Source organism: Leifsonia sp. 115AMFTsu3.1, from assembly GCF_004362795.1.
GTDB lineage: Bacteria > Actinomycetota > Actinomycetes > Actinomycetales > Microbacteriaceae > Leifsonia.
In genome coordinates, this window is the sequence record NZ_SNYB01000001.1 from 687,986 (window position 1) to 703,343 (window position 15,358).

Here is a 15,358-nt window from a genome sequence, read left to right on the forward strand (position 1 = left end):
CTTTATTCAGAAGTAGTTCTGAACTAGGATGGCATCATGCTAGCCACCGCGCGACCCGAGCGGGTCTTCCATTCCTCTGAATTGAGCAGGAATTCGACCCGCGTCTTTGCTGCGGCCGAGGCTCAGCCCGTCGAAGTCACTCGCCGCGACGGCGAAGATCTCGTGCTCATGTCGAAGAGCGAGGCGGAGGCACGCGAATCGTTGCTCCAGCTCGCGGCGACGTTGGTCGGGGTGGCCAGCGACACCCGTGGCACCTTCGCAGAGCGCCTGACCGAGGCGATGCCGTGGATGCTTGCCCTCAACCTGAAGGACCGCGAAAGCTGCGCTCGGGGACTCCTCGACGCCGCCCGCGCGTCTTTCGCGACGGGTCAGGCGCATCTCGCCGAAGCTGAACTGAATTCCTGGATGGAGACTGCCACCGCTATCGCGGCCGGACTCGGAACCGCGTCGGTCGAATGGCTCGACTCGGTCGCCCCGGTCGAGCGCCCGTAGGTGGCGCGCGAAAAGAAGGTCGTGCGCCCGACCAAAGGCACCGAGTTCGTCATCGAGTTCGCCACCGTGCAGGCGCAGAGAGGCTGGACCGATCTCTGCGCGACGATCCGCAACCCGCTTGCAGACGCGTGGGACTTCCTAACCCGTACACCTCTCGTGGTGACCCCCACCAACTATCCGCTGAAAGGTGAGCTCGGAACCATCACGCGCGCGGGAGAGACCCATGCACGCTGGCAGCACAAGCCGACCATGAAGGGCGACGCCCGCATCTGGTTCTACGTCGACGAGAGAACGGTGTATCTCGAGCAGGTGCACACTCGCCACCCGAACCAGACGAAGTGAGCAGGCGCGCTCGGTGGGATGCCTCCGCGCGTCACGGCCCGATCGGTGTCGCCGTCACGATCACGTTGTCGCGGTAGTGGCCCGTGGCGTCGTCGAAGACGCCGCCGCACGTGATGAGTACGAGCTTGGCCGGGCTGGTCTCGACGAAGTAGTCCTTCAGCGACCCGGGCGCCTTCTGCGGCTGGGCGACGCCGTCGACCCGGAAGCTTCGAGGGCCGGAGCCATCGGTGAGCACGACCTCTGCGCCGGGCGCCACATCCTTGAGGCGGCTGAACGGGCCGATGCCGTCCCAGGCGTCGACATGCGCGACGAGCACGATCGAGCCCGTCGCGGCGGATGCGCCGGACGAGTAGCGGTACCAGCCCGCGGTGTGCGATTCGGGCGGGATGGTGACGTCGCCCGTCGGGTCGAGGCCGACCGGCACCACCGGCATGTCGATGCCGAGCGACGCGACGGCCACTCGCACGGGCGCCTGCGCCGGTGGGACGGGCGGGGCCGATCGCGTGTCGATCGGTGTTCTCGGGATGTCAGGCACAGCTGGCGCCGCGGCGGGCGACGGCGACGTTCGGGCCGGGGCGGGGGTCGGCGTCGGTGTCGGCGTCGGCGCCACGCTCCCGCTCGCCGAGCATCCCGCCAGCACCACCAACGCGAGGGCGGCGCCGAACACGGCGGCCGCCCTCGCGTGGGCTGTGGTGTGGGGACTCATCCCCGGGTGGACTCCGCACGGGTGCGGCGGACGACGAGACCGGCCGTGACGGCGGCTGTCAGCAGGAGCGCGATGGCGCCGACCCACAGCGCGGTCTGCTCCGACCGGGCCGCCTGGTCTGCGCGGAACGCGGCACCGGTCGTGCCGGCCTGCACGCCGTTCGGCGGCGTCCCCAGACCGCCGATGGTCTGGACCATCAGCGCCAGGTTATTGTCGGTGGCGCTGCCGTAGGCGTAGACGATCGTGTTCGTTCCGTCGGCGATCGTCACGTCGGCTGGGCCGATCAGGGCGGGCTCGGTCGTGCCCGCGGCCGTCACCGAAGCGGAGACGGTGGATGCGGGCAGGTCGAGCTTCGCCTCGTTCGGGTTGATCAGGTTGCTGACGACGGTCTTGCCCCCGGCGACGACGTCGACCGCGGGAGCTGCCGCGACGTGCCGGACGGTCAGGCGGCCCTGGCCGGCCGACGTGGCGGACATGTCGTTGGTGAACAGCGTGGCCGTCGGCTTGCCCGACGCGTCGAGGTGCGCGACCGCCGAATAGTCGCCGCCCGCTGCGAGCGGCAGGTCGATGGGGCCGATCACCGGGCTGTCCGTCGCCGAGGCGGCGCCCACCTTGGTGATCGAGACGCTGTAGGTCCCGGCCGGCAGGGTCAGCGGACCGGCCATCGTGCCGGGCTGGAAGTTCTTGATCGTGTCGGTGCCGTTCACCCACACGTCGACGGGCGTGCCGGGCACTCCGTGGATCACGGAGAGCTGGACGTCCGACTCGGCAGCCGTGGCGGGGGCGGCGCTCACCGCGAACGCGAGCGCGGCGATCACCACGGCCGAAGCGGAAACTGCTCTGATCTTCATCGATCCTCCTAGGGATGTCGGACGCGGGATCGCGTCGCATGCCCATACATTCCGGGCGGAGGGCGAATCGGATGCACCTCCTTCGGATTCGCGGGGGAACCGGAGGAAACAGAGGAAGCGGAGCTGGGCCGGGTCAGCGTGCCGCGGACAGGGTGCCCCGGACGATGCTGTCGCCCGAGTGCGCCGGATCGCCGTTGAGCGGCTGCTGCGAGATGTCGACGACCGGGTAGTCGGCGGCGGCGATGTTGGGCGGCATCACGAAGCGACCCGTGCCTCCATCCAGGAGTCCGACGCTGATCGCCTTCGTGAGGTCGCTGTTCATCAGCCACACCTCGCGGTACGCGGTGCCCGGGGAGTGCACGGCCGGGGAGTCCAGCTCGACCGCCAGGACCGTCGTGCCGTCGGGCTCCCGCTCCATGGTGGCCTGACCGTTGGAGGTCGACCACGCGGGCAGTCCGGCCAGCGTGGCCTGCGCCTCCACCTGGGGCGCCGGACGGATGAACACGACGAGAGCCACCGCGACGGCGACGAGCACGACCGCTGCGGCGGAGACCAGGTACGGCCAGCGACGACGGCCGCCGCGTCCCCGGCGACGCGGGGCGACATCCCGGGTCGGGGAAGCATCAGCCCGAGTGGCCGAGGGGATGCCGTCGTCGACCGCCACGCTGGAGGTCGCGGGCGGTTCGAGCGTCAGCTGCGCGTTGATGTTCTCCCACACGCGGGGAGAGGGCTCCTGCAGGGCGAAGTCGACAGGGCCGTTCTCACGCGCCGCACGCGTCACACGCGTCAGGCGCTCCAGCTCCGTCCTGCACTGCGGGCAGGTCATCACGTGGTCGACGTCTCTCGCGTCGATGTCGGTCTCGCCGAGGGCGAGCATCGCGAGGACATCCGGGTCGCTATGCGTCATCCGCGTCCTCCAACCGTGCCCGCAGCCGGAGGAGGCTGCGCCGGATATGACTCTTGACCGTACCCAACGGAAGGTCGAGTTTCGCCGCGATCTGCGTATGGGTCAGCCGATCGTAGAAGGCGAGCCGCATGATCTGCTGCGCCACCGGCTCCAGCTGGTCGAGCTCCTGGCTCATGGCGACGCTGTCGGCGATCTCGTCCGTCCAGCTCAGCGACTGGAGGTAGACGCTCTCCATGAAGGCCTCCAGTTCGCGCTGACGTTTCGCCCGCGCCTCGTACGCGTCGACGATCTTATGGCGGGTGATCGCCATCAGCCACGTACTGAGCTTCGCGCGCTCCGGATCGAATCCCGCGCGTCCCTGCCAGGCGGCGACGAACACCTGCTGCGTCACGTCCTCGGCGTCGGCGACGTTGCCGAGCGAGCGCAGCGCGAGCGTGTAGACCAGCCGTCCCCAGCGCTGGTACAACAGCTCGATCGCGGACACATCGCCGGCATGCAGGGCGCCGACGAGTGAACGCTCGGTGTCATCCACGCAGTCATCATCGCTCCCAGGTCCGCATAAAGCGAGGAAACGGCCGTGTTCTGGCGAAAAACGCCTCAGCGCCGCGCGCGCCTGGCCGCACGGTTGCGCGCGAGCACCCAGCCGACGACTCCGCCGATCAGGAAGACCAGCACCACCAGCAGCCAGGTCGGCACCTGAACCTGCGTCCACAGCACGAAGATGGTCGCACGGTCGCCGCCGACGAGGTTCTGCACGGCCACGATCACCAACAGCAGGATGAGGACGATCGCCAGCCACTTGCGTTTCAGGAACCGCGTCAGACGGTTCTCGTCATCCCGGCCGGTGTTCCCCGCGCTGCTCATCCGGTCAGTATGGCGGCGAGGAGGGGTGGGTCGCCAGGGGCGGCTAGCCTCGACCTGTGGATGAGGAAGAGGCGCTCGCCGGGGGAAACGCCGGGGGCGCGGTGGTGCGCATCGGCGACACGGTCCGGAAGCCGTGGACGGCGGCGGCGCCGAGCGTCGTGTCGTTCGTCGAGCACCTGCGGGAGTCCGGTGTGGATGCGCCCGCCCCGTTGGGCCGCGACGACGAGGGGCGGCAGGTCCAGGAGTTCGTGCCGGGCCGTCTGGCGATGGATGCTGACCCGCTCACCCTGTCCGAGCTGCATCGGGTCGGGGAGATGGTCCGCGCCATCCACGACGCGAGTGCCGCGTTCGTCCCGCCGCCGGGCGCGGTCTGGGAGACGGCGATCCCTGCACCGGGCGCGGAGCTCGTCTGCCACAACGACCTGGCCCCCTGGAACCTGATGGTGGGCGACCGCTGGCTGTTCATCGACTGGGACGCCTCCGCCCCCAGCACCCGCCTCTGGGATCTGGCCTACGCCGCCCAGGCATTCACGCTCAACGATCCCGGTCGCGCCGCCGAGGACGCCGCCCGGGCGCTCGCGGCATTCGTCGACGGGTACGGCGCCGACAAGAGTCTGCGCGCCAACCTCCCGACCGAGATGGGCCGTAGGACGCAGGCGATGTACGACCTGCTCCACTCGTCGAACCGCGCGGGTCGGGAGCCGTGGGCGACGATGTACGAGACCGGGCACGGAGCGCACTGGCAGGCGGTGACCCGCTACGTCACCGCGCACCCCGACATATGGGCACGCGCCCTCTAAAACCCGGGCCGAGATTCGTGCCGAATGTGCGCTTTGAGCGGCGCAAAGCGCACATTCGGCACGAATCTCGGGGGAGGTCAGGGCGTGGGGGCGAACCGCTCCACGCCTGCGACGCGCAGCAGGTCGAGCTTGGCTGCATCCTCGCTGCCCGGCACCGCGGTGTAGACGACGATGCGCAGGTCCCCGTCGGGCACGGTCAGCACGTCGCAGTCGACGGTGATCGGGCCGACGATCGTGTCGGTCATCGTCTTCCTGCTGGAGCGGTGCGCGGCGACGCGGGCCGTGGCCCAGCGGCGCTCGAAGTCGGGCGAGGCGGCACGCAGCCGGCCGATCAGGCGTTCGAGGTCGCGGTCGGCGGGGTAGCGGCCGTGCGCCTGGCGGAGGTCGGCGACGAGGTCGGCCGAGAACTCCTCGGCATGGATGTCGTCGAATTCGACCCCCGAGTGGCCGTGGGTGAAGTGCCGCCAGACCAGATTGCGGTCCAGCCCCGTCATCTCCGACGGATCCTTCAGCAGCGCCGCCCACAACGGGTTCCAGACGAGGAAGTCCCACGACGCCGTGAACACCGCGAGCGGCACATCCCCGATCCGGTCGAGGATGCGCTGCACGCCCGGCGTGAGGTGCCTCGGGATGCTGCCCGCCGGCGACGCCGCAGCACCGGCCACCCGGAACAGGTGGTCGCGTTCCTCGGCGGAGAGCCGAAGGGCACGGGCGAGCGCGCTGAGCAGTTGGGGTGACGGGTTCGTCGCGCGACCCTGCTCCAGGCGCACGATGTAGTCGACGCTCACGCCGGCGAGGGCGGCGAGCTCTTCGCGGCGGAGGCCCGGCGTCCGTCGGCCCGGGCCGGCGGGGAGCCCTACCTCGACCGGGTCGACCCGGTCGCGCCACGACCGCAGCACCGCCGCGAACTCGCTCATGGCCTCATCGTACGTCCGGTCGCCCGCCCGACCCTGGTACTGCCGGTACCCCCGAAGGCCGGTGCCTGGGCACCCGCGCGGCGGGCGCGCAGGATCGAGGTCATGACGACGACACTGATCACAGGAGCCAACCGCAGCCTCGGCCTCGAGACCGCCCGCCGGCTCATCGCAGCCGGGCACACGGTCTACGCCGGGATGCGCGATATCGCGGCAGGAGACGAGGCGCGAGCGCTGGGCGCCATCCCGCTGGCCCTCGATGTCACCGACCAGGGCAGCGTGGATGCGGCGGTCGCCTCCCTGCCGGAACTGGATGTGCTGGTCAACAACGCCGGCGTGCTCGGCGGCCGACGGCAGGGTGCCGACGACCTCGACATCGAGGCGATGCGGCAGACGCTCGACACGAACGTCGTCGGCGTCGCCCGGGTCACGCAGGCCTGCCTTCCCCTGCTGCGCCGCTCGGCGGCGCCGGTCATCGTGAACGTCGCCTCGGGAGTGGGCTGGCCGCGCTGGCTGTCGACGCCCGGGCACGACGAGCATCCGGTGCTCGGCATCGCCTACGCGGCATCCAAGGCGGCGGTCATCGCCCTGACCGTGCAGTACGCCAAGGGACTGCCCGGGTTCCGGGTGAACGCGAGCGATCCGGGCTACACCGCGACCGAGTTCAACGGGTACAGCGGGCACCAGACCGTTCAGGAGGGGACGGACGCAACGGTCGCGCTGGCCACCCTCGGTGCCGATGGCCCGACCGGCGAGTTCCACAACCGCTTCGGACGCATCGAGTACTGACCGGACGGGGCCCTCGCGCGGTGTGGCTACACTTCATTCCATGAAACGCGCCACCATCTACGATGTGGCACGCCACGCGGGGGTCTCGCACCAGACGGTCACCCGGTTCCTCAACGGCTTCGAGGGGATCCGGCCCGCGACGCGGGAGAAAGTCCAAGCCGCGATCGACGAACTGAACTACCGGCCGAACGGCGCCGCCCGCTGGCTGCGCTCGCGGCAGTCCAACCGGATCGGCATCCTCGCCCACCGGATGGAGCTCTCCGGACCCGGGCGCATCATCGCCGGGGCCACGACCGCGGCGCGGAGCCGCGGCTACGTTCTCGACATCGCGTCGATGGACGGGGAGGACGCCGACTCGGTCGACGCCGCACTGGATGTGGTGATGGAGCACCAGATCGCGGGTGTCTTCGCGACGGCCCAGACCGACGTGGTGCGCGAGGCCGTCGCCAATCGCGGACTCGACGTCCCGATCTCGATCGACTCGGGGGAGGGGCTCTCGTCCTCCGGCACCAACCCGCGGGCACATCCCGGCCGGCTCGCGGCGGCGCATCTCGCCGACCTCGGGCATCGCCGCGTCGCCTTCGTGAACGGGCCGGGTGTCTGGATCGCGGCGGGGGAGCGGCGCAGCGGCTTCTTCGCCGTTGCGGCGGAACGAGACCTCGATGTGGTGTGGGAGTACGAGGGCGACTGGTCGGCCGAGGCCGGCTACCGCGCCGCACAGGAGCTCCCGGACGACGTGACGGCGGTCGCGCTCGCCAACGACAGCATGGCGATCGGCCTGATCTTCGGCCTTGCGGAGCGCGGCCGCCGGGTGCCGGACGACGTGAGCGTGATCGGGATGGACGACGCCCCCGAGTCGCGCTTTCACCTGCCGTCGCTGTCGACCATCCGCCTCGATTTCGAGGGCGAGGGCGCGTACCTGATGAACGTGCTGATCGCGAAGATCGAGGGCGCAGACACAGCCGACGTGCCGGGCTACCGCCTGCCGGAGCTGGTGCAGAGGGGCTCGACGGCCGAAGCGCCGACAGCCGGAAAGTAACCATCCGGTCTCGGTGGTTGTGCGCCGAGCATCGGTCTGTGTAGCATCACGACCAGGAAATGTTGTCGACAACATTCAGTGCACGCGCTACAGGATGTTGTCGACAACACACAGCACGACGCAACGATGCGGAAGGTCGACGATGACGCAGAACCCCCCGTTCCCCGGTGTGCTCTTCGGAGCCGCCTACTACGCCGAGTACCAGCAGGAGGGGACGCTCGATCGTGACCTCGACCTGATGTCGGAGGCGGGGTTCACCGTCATCCGGGTCGGCGAGTCGGTGTGGTCCACCTGGGAGCCGCGGAACGGCGAGTTCGACCTCGACTGGCTGCAGCCGGTGCTCGACGCAGCCCACGCCCGCGGCATCGCGGTCATTCTCGGGACGCCGACCTACGCCATCCCGCCGTGGCTGCAGACGCTCCACCCCGAGATCGCGGCGATCGACGGGCGCGGGCACGCCATCGGCTGGGGAGCCCGCCAGGAGATGGACCAGTCGTCGACCGTCTACCGCTGGTACGCCGAGCGCATCATCCGGAAGGTGGTCGCGCGCTATGCCGACCACCCGGCCGTGATCGGCTGGCAGGTCGACAACGAGCCGGGCAACAACCTCCCGCACAACGAGACGACCTTCCAGGCGTTCGTCTCCTGGCTCCGGAGGCGCTACGGCACGGTCGAGCGCCTCAATGACGAGTGGGGGCTCGTCTACTGGTCGCACCGCATCGCCGAATGGTCGGAGCTGTGGCGCCCGGGCGGCAACCTGATGCCGCAGTACCAGCTGGAGTGGCGCCGGTTCCAGGGCGAGCAGGCCACCGACCTCATCGCGTGGCAGGCCGAGATCGTGCGCGAGTACGCCAGGGACGACCAGTTCGTCACGACCTGCATCTCGTACTCCCGGCCGCAGATCTCCGACGACGAGCTCGTCTCCTCACTCGATATCACCGCGGGGAACCCCTACTACCTGATGCAGGACGGTCTCTCGGCCGACGTCGACCTCCCGCGCCGCGCCCAGTGGTGGCACACCGGCCCGTGGGCGCTGTTCCAGTGGGGCGACCGCGCCTTCTCATCGGCGCAGGAGCGGTTCCTCGTCACCGAGACCAATGCCCAGTCGATCGGCGGACCGTGGCAGAACCAGCCGCCGTTCCCCGGCCAGATCAAGCAGGCAGCGTATGCGCTGATCAGCCGCGGCGCCCGGATGATCGAGTACTGGCACTGGCACACCCTCCACTTCGGGGTGGAGACGTACTGGGGCGGTGTCCTCCCGCACAGCCAGGTGCCCGGCCGCATCTACCGCGAGGTCGCCGAATTGGGCGCGAGCCTGGGGCGGCTGGGCGACGCGCTCGACGGGTTCGTGCCGGATGCGGACGTGCTCATGCTGCACTCCACCGACACCCTGTGGTCGTTCGAGACGTATCCGCCCCTCGCGACCGACGACGGAGGACCGGACGGCACCTCCTACGCCCGCATCGCCGATGCGTTCTACCGCGGCTTCAGCGAGGTCGGCGCGCAGGTCAGGGTGCAGCACACCCAGCAGTTCGTGCAGCGGTCCGCGGCCGACCTCGTCGCCGAGCATCCCATCCTCGTCGCTGCCGCTGAGTACGTCGCCGACGACGCGACTCTCGATGCGTTGCGCGCCTACGCCGAAGCGGGCGGACACCTCGTGCTGGGCATCCGGACCGGGTACGGCGATGAGCTCGCCCGTGCCCGCCGCGCTGTCGCTCCCGATCGGCTGCACGACGCCGCCGGCGTCTGGTACGACGAGTACAGCAACCTCGCCGAGCCGCTGGCGGTCACGGCCGCAGACGAAGGATTCGACCTCGAGCCGGGCGCGCAGGCGACGGCCTGGGTCGACGTGCTCAACGTCGAGGCGGCCACAACGCTCGTGTCGTACGAGCCCACCGAGCTCGGAGCCGACGCCGCCATCACGACCGCGCCGTTCGGCGCGGGCCGCGTGACCTACGTCGGAACGGTCCCCAACCGGGAACTCGCCCGCAGCCTCGCGCGCTGGCTGGTCCCCGAGACCGCCGCCGCGCGCTGGCAGACCGCGTCACCCGTCACCGTCAGCACCGGGCGCACCGGCGGCCACGACGTCGCCTTCGTGCACAACTGGTCCGCGACCGAGCATGTGGTCACCGTGCCGGCGGACAGCATCCACCTGGACACCGGCGAGCGGTTCGCCGCCGGGTCCCGTTTCACCCTCGAACCGCGCGGCGTCGCCGTGTTCGAGGTCGCCGGTTCACAGGCGTGACCGGAACACCAAGAGAAAGAGAACGCTCATGAGGAAGAAAGCACCGAGAACAGCAGTGGCGCTGGGCACCGGCCTCCTGGCCGTCGCCCTCGTGCTGACCGGCTGCACCGGCGGTGGAGGCGGAACCGCCGACAACACCAAGCCGGTCTCGCAGTCCGACATCGACAAGGCGATGAAGACGCCGACCACCCTCACCTTCTGGACGTGGGTGCCCGACATCAAGAACGAGGTCGCGCTCTTCGAGAAGAAGTACCCCGCGATCAAGGTCAAGGTCGAGAACGTCGGCCAGGGCGCTCCCCACTACCAGAAGCTGCGCACGGCACTGAAGGCGGGCAAGGGCGCCCCGGACGTCGCGCAGATCGAGTTCCAGTACATCTCGTCGTTCACCGTCACCGACAGCCTCCTGAACCTCACGCCTTACGGCGCGAACGACCTCGGCGACCAGTACGTGCCGTGGGTGTGGAACCAGGTGAAGCAGAACAACGGCGTCTACGCCGTGCCGCAGGACTCCGGCCCGATGGGCAACCTGTACCGCAAGGACATCCTCGACAAGGCCGGCGTCACCACGCCCCCGACCACGTGGGACCAGTACGCGACCGACGCCGCGACGGTGAAGGAGAAGACCGGCGTCTACATGTCGAACCTCGCCTCCAGCCAGGCGGGTCAGATGCTCGGCCTCCTCTGGCAGGCCGGCGTGAAGCCGTTCGGCTACGACGGCAAGAAGGGCGTCACGGTCGACGTCAACAGCGCAGAGGCCAAGAAGGTCGCGTCGTACTGGCAGGACCTCATCCAGAAGGGATACGTCTCCACCGACCCGGACTTCACCGACAGCTGGTACCAGGGTCTCGCCAACGGCAAGTACGCCGGCTGGCTGACCGCGGCGTGGGCTCCGGTGTTCCTCCAGGGCACCGCGGCCAAGACCTCCGGACTCTGGCGAGCGGCCGAGCTGCCGCAGACACCCGGAACGAAGCCGGCCTCGGGCAACTGGGGCGGGTCCTCCGACGCGGTCCTCAAAACCACGAAGAACCCGATCGCGGCCTACGAGTTGGCCAAGTTCATCAACAACGACCCGGAGTCGACGCTGATGTTCGCCAACAAGCAGTTCCTCTTCCCGACGCTGAACTCCACGCTGAAGGACCCGGCGTTCGTCGACCAGAAGGCCGAGTTCTACGGCGGCCAGGAGGTCAACAAGCTGTTCGCGAACATCTCCACCACCGTCGACACCAAGTTCGACTGGCTGCCCTACATGGACTACGCCTACTCGAGCTACACCGAGACGATGGGCAAGGCGCTCGCCGCGAAGGGCGATCTCTCCGCCGGGCTCGACGCCTGGCAGAAGGCGCTGGTCAGCTACGGGACCCAGCAGGGCTTCTCCGTCAACAAGTAGGGGTCGGGGCCGGCGGTGGATGCGCCATCCGCCGCCGGCCCGCACCCTCGGCTCGAACAAGGGAGTTCACCATGACCCAGTCCGTCGCACCCGGGAGGGTGCGCACGCGCGAGCACGCGGAGAAGCAGCGGCCCCGGCGGAACGCGAACCAGCGCCGGCTGAACATCGCCGCCTACTTGTTCGTGGCGCCCTTCATGATCGTCTTCATCGTCATGCTCCTGCTGCCGCTGTTCTACTCCGGCTACCTCAGCCTCTTCACGACGCAGCTGATCGGCGGCCAGACCTTCGCCGGCTTCGCCAACTACGTCCGGGCGTTCACCGACCCGGACTTCCTCGCGGGCGTCGGGCGCATGGCGCTCTTCCTCGTCATCCAGGTTCCGATCATGCTGGCGCTGTCGCTGTTCTTCGCGCTCGCGCTCGACAGCGGACGCGTGCGCGGCTCTGTCGCCCTGCGGCTCCTGATCTTCCTGCCGTTCGCCGTGCCCGGCGTGGTCGCGACGCTGATGTGGGGCTACCTGTACGGCAACGACTTCGGCCCGATCGCCCAGTTGTTCCGTGCGGTCGGCCTCGGAGCTCCCGACCTGCTGAGCGACCAGAACATGCTCGGCTCGATGATGAACATCGTCACGTGGGCCTTCGTCGGCTACAACATGATCATCATGTACGCGGCGCTCCGCTCGATCCCGACGGAGCTGTTCGAGGCGGCCGAGATCGACGGCGCCAGCCAGTGGCGGGTGGCGTGGAGCATCAAGATCCCCGGCATCCGTCCCGCCATCATCCTGACGGTGATCTTCTCGATCATCGGAACGTTCCAGCTGTTCAACGAGCCGAGCCTGCTGCACGCGCTCGCGCCGAACGTGATCGACAACGGCTACACGCCCAACTACTACGCGTACAACCTGGCGTTCACGAACCAGGACGTCAACTACGCCGCCGCCATCGCCTTCCTGCTCGGCCTGGTGATCGCGGTCGTGTCGTACGTCGTCCAGCTCTCAACCCAGCGGAAGGAGGCCCGCAATGACTGAGACCGCCACCGGCAGCCCGCTGCCGACTGTCGACGACGCCTCGCCGCGCCGCCGGACCGGGCGCCGCGGCGCACGGGCCTACAACCGGGAGACGCAGCGCAGCACCCTGCTCACCGTGATGCTCTGGATCTGCGCGCTGTACTTCGTGCTCCCGATCGTCTGGCTGTTCATCGCATCCACGAAGAGCAACGCCGACCTGTTCACCACCTTCGGGTTCGCCTTCGGACGCACCTTCGACCTGTTCACCAACATCGGTGCGGTCTTCACGGCGCAGAACGGCATCTACCTGCACTGGGCGATCAACACGCTCGTCTACGCGCTGGTGAGCGCGATCGGTGCATCGCTGCTCGCGACCATGGCGGGATACGCGTTCGCCAAGTACCGCTTCCCGGGTTCCGTGCTGATGTTCAGCGTGGTGCTCGGGGCGATCATGATCCCGTTGACCGCGCTGGCCCTCCCGACCTACCTGATGTTCAGCCAGATCGGCATCACGAACACCCCGGCCGCGGTCATCGTGCCGTCGCTGGTCAGCCCGTTCGGCGTGTTCCTGATGCGGGTGTACGCGGCGGATGCCATCCCCGACTCGATGATCGAGGCCGGCCGAGTGGATGGCGCGGGCGAGTTCCGCATCTTCTGGCAGGTCGGTCTCCGCCTCCTCGGACCGGGGATCGTCACGGTGTTCCTGTTCGCGCTGGTCGGCACCTGGAACAACTACTTCCTGCCGCTGATCATGCTGAACAGCTCCGAGCTCTACCCGCTGACGGTGGGGCTCGCCCAACAGCAGGCGACGAGCGCGGCGGGCGGGGGATCGCAGGCGCTGTTCTCCGTCGTCATCACGGGTTCGCTCGTGTCGATCATCCCTCTGGTCATCGCGTTCCTCTTCTTGCAGCGATACTGGACGACCGGACTAGCGAGCGGGAGTGTCAAAGAGTGAGTGGATTCTGGTACGGCGGCGACTACAACCCCGAGCAGTGGCCGGAGGAGGTGTGGCGCGAGGACGTGCGCCTGATGAACCGGGCGGGCGTGAACATCGCGTCGGTCGGCATCTTCTCGTGGGCGCGCATCGAACCGAGGGACGGCGAGTTCGACTTCGCCTGGCTGGATGAGGTGCTCGACCTGCTGCACGCGGGCGGAGTGCGCGTCGACCTGGCCACGGCGACCGCTTCGCCGCCGCCGTGGCTGGCGCTGAAGCATCCCGAGATGCTGCCGGTGACGGTCGACGGCGTTACGCTCTCGTCGGGGAGCCGGCAGGCCTACTGCCCGAGCTCGCCGGTGTACCGGCGCTACGCCGCGCGATTGGTCGAGCGGATCGTCGAACGCTACGCCGACCACCCGGCGCTGTCGCTCTGGCACGTCAACAACGAGTACGGCTGCCATGTCAGCCACTGCTACTGCGACGCGTCGGCGGCGGCGTTCCGGGTCTGGTTGGAGCGGAAGTACGGCACCATCGAGGCGCTCAACGACGCGTGGGGCACGGCCTTCTGGTCGCAGCACTACGCCGGCTTCGACGAGATCCTCCCGCCGCGTGCCGCCCCGACCTTCAAGAACCCGACCCAGGTGCTGGACTTCGACCGTTTCAGCTCGGACGAGCTGCTGGACTGCTTCCGCGCAGAGGCGGCGATCATCCGCTCGCACTCGGACGTTCCGATCACGACCAACTTCATGGGCTTCTTCAAGCCGGTCGACTACTGGACGTGGGCGCAGGAGGTCGACATCGTCTCCGACGACTCGTACCCCGATCCCGCCGATCCTCTCGCCCCGGCGTACGGCGCGATGCAGCGCGACCTGATGCGCTCGCTCGGCGGCGGCGCGCCCTGGCTGCTGATGGAGCAGTCGCCCGGCGCTGTGAACTGGCGCGAGCGGAACGCCGCGAAGCTCCCCGGGCAGATGCGGGCCTGGTCGTACCAGAGCATCGCGCGCGGGGCCGACGGCATCCTCTTCTTCCAGTGGCGGCAGGCGGTCGCCGGCGCGGAGAAATTCCACGCCGGGATGCTGCCCCACGGCGGCACGGACACGCGCGTCTTCCGCGAGGTCGAGCAGCTCGGATCCGAACTGGCGACGCTGTCGTCGGTCGATGGCCTGCTCGGGCGACCCGTTCCCGCTCAGGTCGCCATCGTCTTCGACTGGGACTCCTGGTGGGCGATCGAGCAGAAGGCGTCGCCGACCACGATCTCGTACATCGCCGACGTCCTGGGCTGGCACATCGCGCTGACCGCGGCGGGCGTGACGGTGGACTTCGTCCAGGCGACGGGCGACCTGTCCGGCTATCGGGCCGTCGTCGTCCCGTCGCTGTTCGTCGCGAGCGACGCCCAGCTGGAGGCTCTCGACGCGTACGCTGCGGCAGGCGGATCGCTGGTCGTCGGCTATCTCACCGGCATCCTCGACCCCGACCTCCACGTGCGCACCGGCGGATACCTCGGAGCGCTGCGCGAGACGCTCGGGCTCTGGGTGGAGGAGTTCGCCCCGCCCGCCGCGCCGGATCTCGCCGCGCTCGGCGGTGGCGAGCCGCCCGCCGTCGGTGTCCGCGGCGACCGCATCGGCGGCCGGGCCTCCGCGTCGCTCTGGTCGGAGTACGTGCGCGTCGAATCGGCCGACGTGGAGGCGGTCTTCGACGGCGGAGCGCTGGACGGGCATCCGGCCGTGACCCGCAACGCCCGTGGTTCCGGGCAAGCCTGGTACGTCGCGACCCGGCTCGATGCCGAACCGCTCGGACTGCTGCTGGATTCGATCCTGACCGAGGCCGCGGTGGAGCGGCTGCCGCGCATCCCGGGCGTGGAGTTCGTCCGCCGCGGCGCGTTCCTCGCCGCCATCAACCACGGTCAGGAGGCGGTGACGCTCGACCTGCCCGGCACGGACATCCTCACGGGAGGGTCGGCGGCCGGGCTTCGACTGGAGCCGCAGGGGGTGGCGCTCGTCCGAGAGGAGTGAGCGGGCGAGGAGCCGGGCCGCTGCGGCCACCGCCTCTCCGGATGTCCAACGTTGTACAGTTGGACGACA

16 protein-coding genes are annotated in these 15,358 nt (G+C 69.2%); 10 read left to right on the forward strand and 6 right to left on the reverse strand.

Features of this window, described 5'->3' with window-relative positions; all coding sequences use genetic code 11:
• Positions 1–36: 36 nt before the first annotated feature.
• Both AXZ95_RS03480 and AXZ95_RS03485 read left to right on the forward strand, forming a co-directional pair.
• Positions 37–492 carry a hypothetical protein gene (locus AXZ95_RS03480; protein ID WP_018189617.1) on the forward strand — a complete coding sequence of 152 codons (456 nt, stop codon included), beginning with the start codon at positions 37–39 and terminating at the stop codon, positions 490–492.
• Positions 493–834: a hypothetical protein gene (locus AXZ95_RS03485; RefSeq protein WP_018189618.1), complete on the forward strand. Its 342-nt coding sequence runs from the start codon at positions 493–495 to the stop codon at positions 832–834.
• A 31-nt stretch (positions 835–865) separates the two neighbouring features.
• Here the strand turns inward: AXZ95_RS03485 and AXZ95_RS19760 are convergent, their stop codons facing one another.
• The 5 genes from AXZ95_RS19760 to AXZ95_RS03510 form a co-directional block, all read right to left on the reverse strand.
• Positions 866–1,540 (reverse strand): class F sortase, encoded by a 675-nt coding sequence (locus tag AXZ95_RS19760; RefSeq protein ID WP_231374328.1) that lies wholly within the window; start codon positions 1,538–1,540, stop codon positions 866–868.
• Positions 1,537–2,391, reverse strand: coding sequence for a DUF4397 domain-containing protein (locus AXZ95_RS03495; RefSeq protein ID WP_026307035.1), 855 nt, complete (start codon positions 2,389–2,391; stop codon positions 1,537–1,539). The genes AXZ95_RS19760 and AXZ95_RS03495 overlap by 4 nt, the downstream gene beginning before the upstream one ends.
• A 133-nt stretch (positions 2,392–2,524) precedes the next feature.
• Positions 2,525–3,298, reverse strand: a complete 774-nt coding sequence (locus AXZ95_RS03500) for an anti-sigma factor (protein WP_018189622.1) — start codon at positions 3,296–3,298, stop codon at positions 2,525–2,527.
• The gene (locus AXZ95_RS03505) at positions 3,288–3,830 is read right to left on the reverse strand and encodes a sigma-70 family RNA polymerase sigma factor (RefSeq protein ID WP_018189623.1); all 543 of its coding nucleotides are present in this window, start codon (positions 3,828–3,830) and stop codon (positions 3,288–3,290) included. Before AXZ95_RS03505 ends, AXZ95_RS03500 begins: the two co-directional genes overlap by 11 nt.
• Positions 3,831–3,895: 65 nt before the next feature.
• Positions 3,896–4,162, reverse strand: a complete 267-nt coding sequence (locus AXZ95_RS03510) for a lipopolysaccharide assembly protein LapA domain-containing protein (RefSeq protein ID WP_018189624.1) — start codon at positions 4,160–4,162, stop codon at positions 3,896–3,898.
• A 56-nt stretch (positions 4,163–4,218) separates the two neighbouring features.
• Between AXZ95_RS03510 and AXZ95_RS03515 the strand changes: the two genes are divergently transcribed.
• Positions 4,219–4,962 carry a phosphotransferase gene (locus tag AXZ95_RS03515; RefSeq protein WP_018189625.1) on the forward strand — a complete coding sequence of 248 codons (744 nt, stop codon included), beginning with the start codon at positions 4,219–4,221 and terminating at the stop codon, positions 4,960–4,962.
• 77 nt (positions 4,963–5,039) lie between these two features.
• On the opposite strand, the gene AXZ95_RS03520 is transcribed toward AXZ95_RS03515, so the two are convergent.
• Positions 5,040–5,879, reverse strand: a complete 840-nt coding sequence (locus tag AXZ95_RS03520; protein WP_018189626.1) for a helix-turn-helix transcriptional regulator — start codon at positions 5,877–5,879, stop codon at positions 5,040–5,042.
• 102 nt (positions 5,880–5,981) lie between these two features.
• On the opposite strand from AXZ95_RS03520, the gene AXZ95_RS03525 reads away from it, so the two are divergent.
• From AXZ95_RS03525 to AXZ95_RS03555, 7 genes are all read left to right on the forward strand, one after another.
• Complete coding sequence (locus tag AXZ95_RS03525) at positions 5,982–6,665, forward strand: SDR family NAD(P)-dependent oxidoreductase (protein ID WP_018189627.1); 684 nt, start codon at positions 5,982–5,984, stop codon at positions 6,663–6,665.
• 40 nt (positions 6,666–6,705) lie between these two features.
• Entirely contained in the window at positions 6,706–7,704 is a 999-nt protein-coding gene (locus AXZ95_RS03530; RefSeq protein WP_018189628.1) for a LacI family DNA-binding transcriptional regulator, read from the forward strand.
• Positions 7,705–7,846: 142 nt separating this feature from the next.
• Positions 7,847–9,949 (forward strand): beta-galactosidase, encoded by a 2,103-nt coding sequence (locus AXZ95_RS03535; RefSeq protein ID WP_018189629.1) that lies wholly within the window; start codon positions 7,847–7,849, stop codon positions 9,947–9,949.
• Positions 9,950–9,977: 28 nt separating this feature from the next.
• Positions 9,978–11,336 (forward strand): sugar ABC transporter substrate-binding protein, encoded by a 1,359-nt coding sequence (locus AXZ95_RS03540; RefSeq protein ID WP_231371112.1) that lies wholly within the window; start codon positions 9,978–9,980, stop codon positions 11,334–11,336.
• Between the two features lie 71 nt (positions 11,337–11,407).
• Positions 11,408–12,361 (forward strand): sugar ABC transporter permease, encoded by a 954-nt coding sequence (locus AXZ95_RS03545; RefSeq protein WP_018189631.1) that lies wholly within the window; start codon positions 11,408–11,410, stop codon positions 12,359–12,361.
• The gene (locus AXZ95_RS03550) at positions 12,354–13,295 is read left to right on the forward strand and encodes a carbohydrate ABC transporter permease (protein ID WP_018189632.1); all 942 of its coding nucleotides are present in this window, start codon (positions 12,354–12,356) and stop codon (positions 13,293–13,295) included. The genes AXZ95_RS03545 and AXZ95_RS03550 overlap by 8 nt, the downstream gene beginning before the upstream one ends.
• Complete coding sequence (locus tag AXZ95_RS03555) at positions 13,292–15,289, forward strand: beta-galactosidase (RefSeq protein ID WP_018189633.1); 1,998 nt, start codon at positions 13,292–13,294, stop codon at positions 15,287–15,289. The genes AXZ95_RS03550 and AXZ95_RS03555 overlap by 4 nt, the downstream gene beginning before the upstream one ends.
• The last annotated feature ends 69 nt before the right edge of the window (positions 15,290–15,358 follow it).

Coding starts and splice junctions, on each gene's coding strand:
- AXZ95_RS03480 (WP_018189617.1), top strand. CDS start 37: ATGCTAGCCACCGCGCGACCCGAGCGGGTCTTCCATTCCTCTGAATTG.
- AXZ95_RS19760 (WP_231374328.1), bottom strand. CDS start 1,540: ATGAGTCCCCACACCACAGCCCACGCGAGGGCGGCCGCCGTGTTCGGC.
- AXZ95_RS03495 (WP_026307035.1), bottom strand. CDS start 2,391: ATGAAGATCAGAGCAGTTTCCGCTTCGGCCGTGGTGATCGCCGCGCTC.
- AXZ95_RS03500 (WP_018189622.1), bottom strand. CDS start 3,298: ATGACGCATAGCGACCCGGATGTCCTCGCGATGCTCGCCCTCGGCGAG.
- AXZ95_RS03510 (WP_018189624.1), bottom strand. CDS start 4,162: ATGAGCAGCGCGGGGAACACCGGCCGGGATGACGAGAACCGTCTGACG.
- AXZ95_RS03520 (WP_018189626.1), bottom strand. CDS start 5,879: ATGAGCGAGTTCGCGGCGGTGCTGCGGTCGTGGCGCGACCGGGTCGAC.
- AXZ95_RS03525 (WP_018189627.1), top strand. CDS start 5,982: ATGACGACGACACTGATCACAGGAGCCAACCGCAGCCTCGGCCTCGAG.
- AXZ95_RS03530 (WP_018189628.1), top strand. CDS start 6,706: ATGAAACGCGCCACCATCTACGATGTGGCACGCCACGCGGGGGTCTCG.
- AXZ95_RS03535 (WP_018189629.1), top strand. CDS start 7,847: ATGACGCAGAACCCCCCGTTCCCCGGTGTGCTCTTCGGAGCCGCCTAC.
- AXZ95_RS03540 (WP_231371112.1), top strand. CDS start 9,978: ATGAGGAAGAAAGCACCGAGAACAGCAGTGGCGCTGGGCACCGGCCTC.
- AXZ95_RS03545 (WP_018189631.1), top strand. CDS start 11,408: ATGACCCAGTCCGTCGCACCCGGGAGGGTGCGCACGCGCGAGCACGCG.
- AXZ95_RS03550 (WP_018189632.1), top strand. CDS start 12,354: ATGACTGAGACCGCCACCGGCAGCCCGCTGCCGACTGTCGACGACGCC.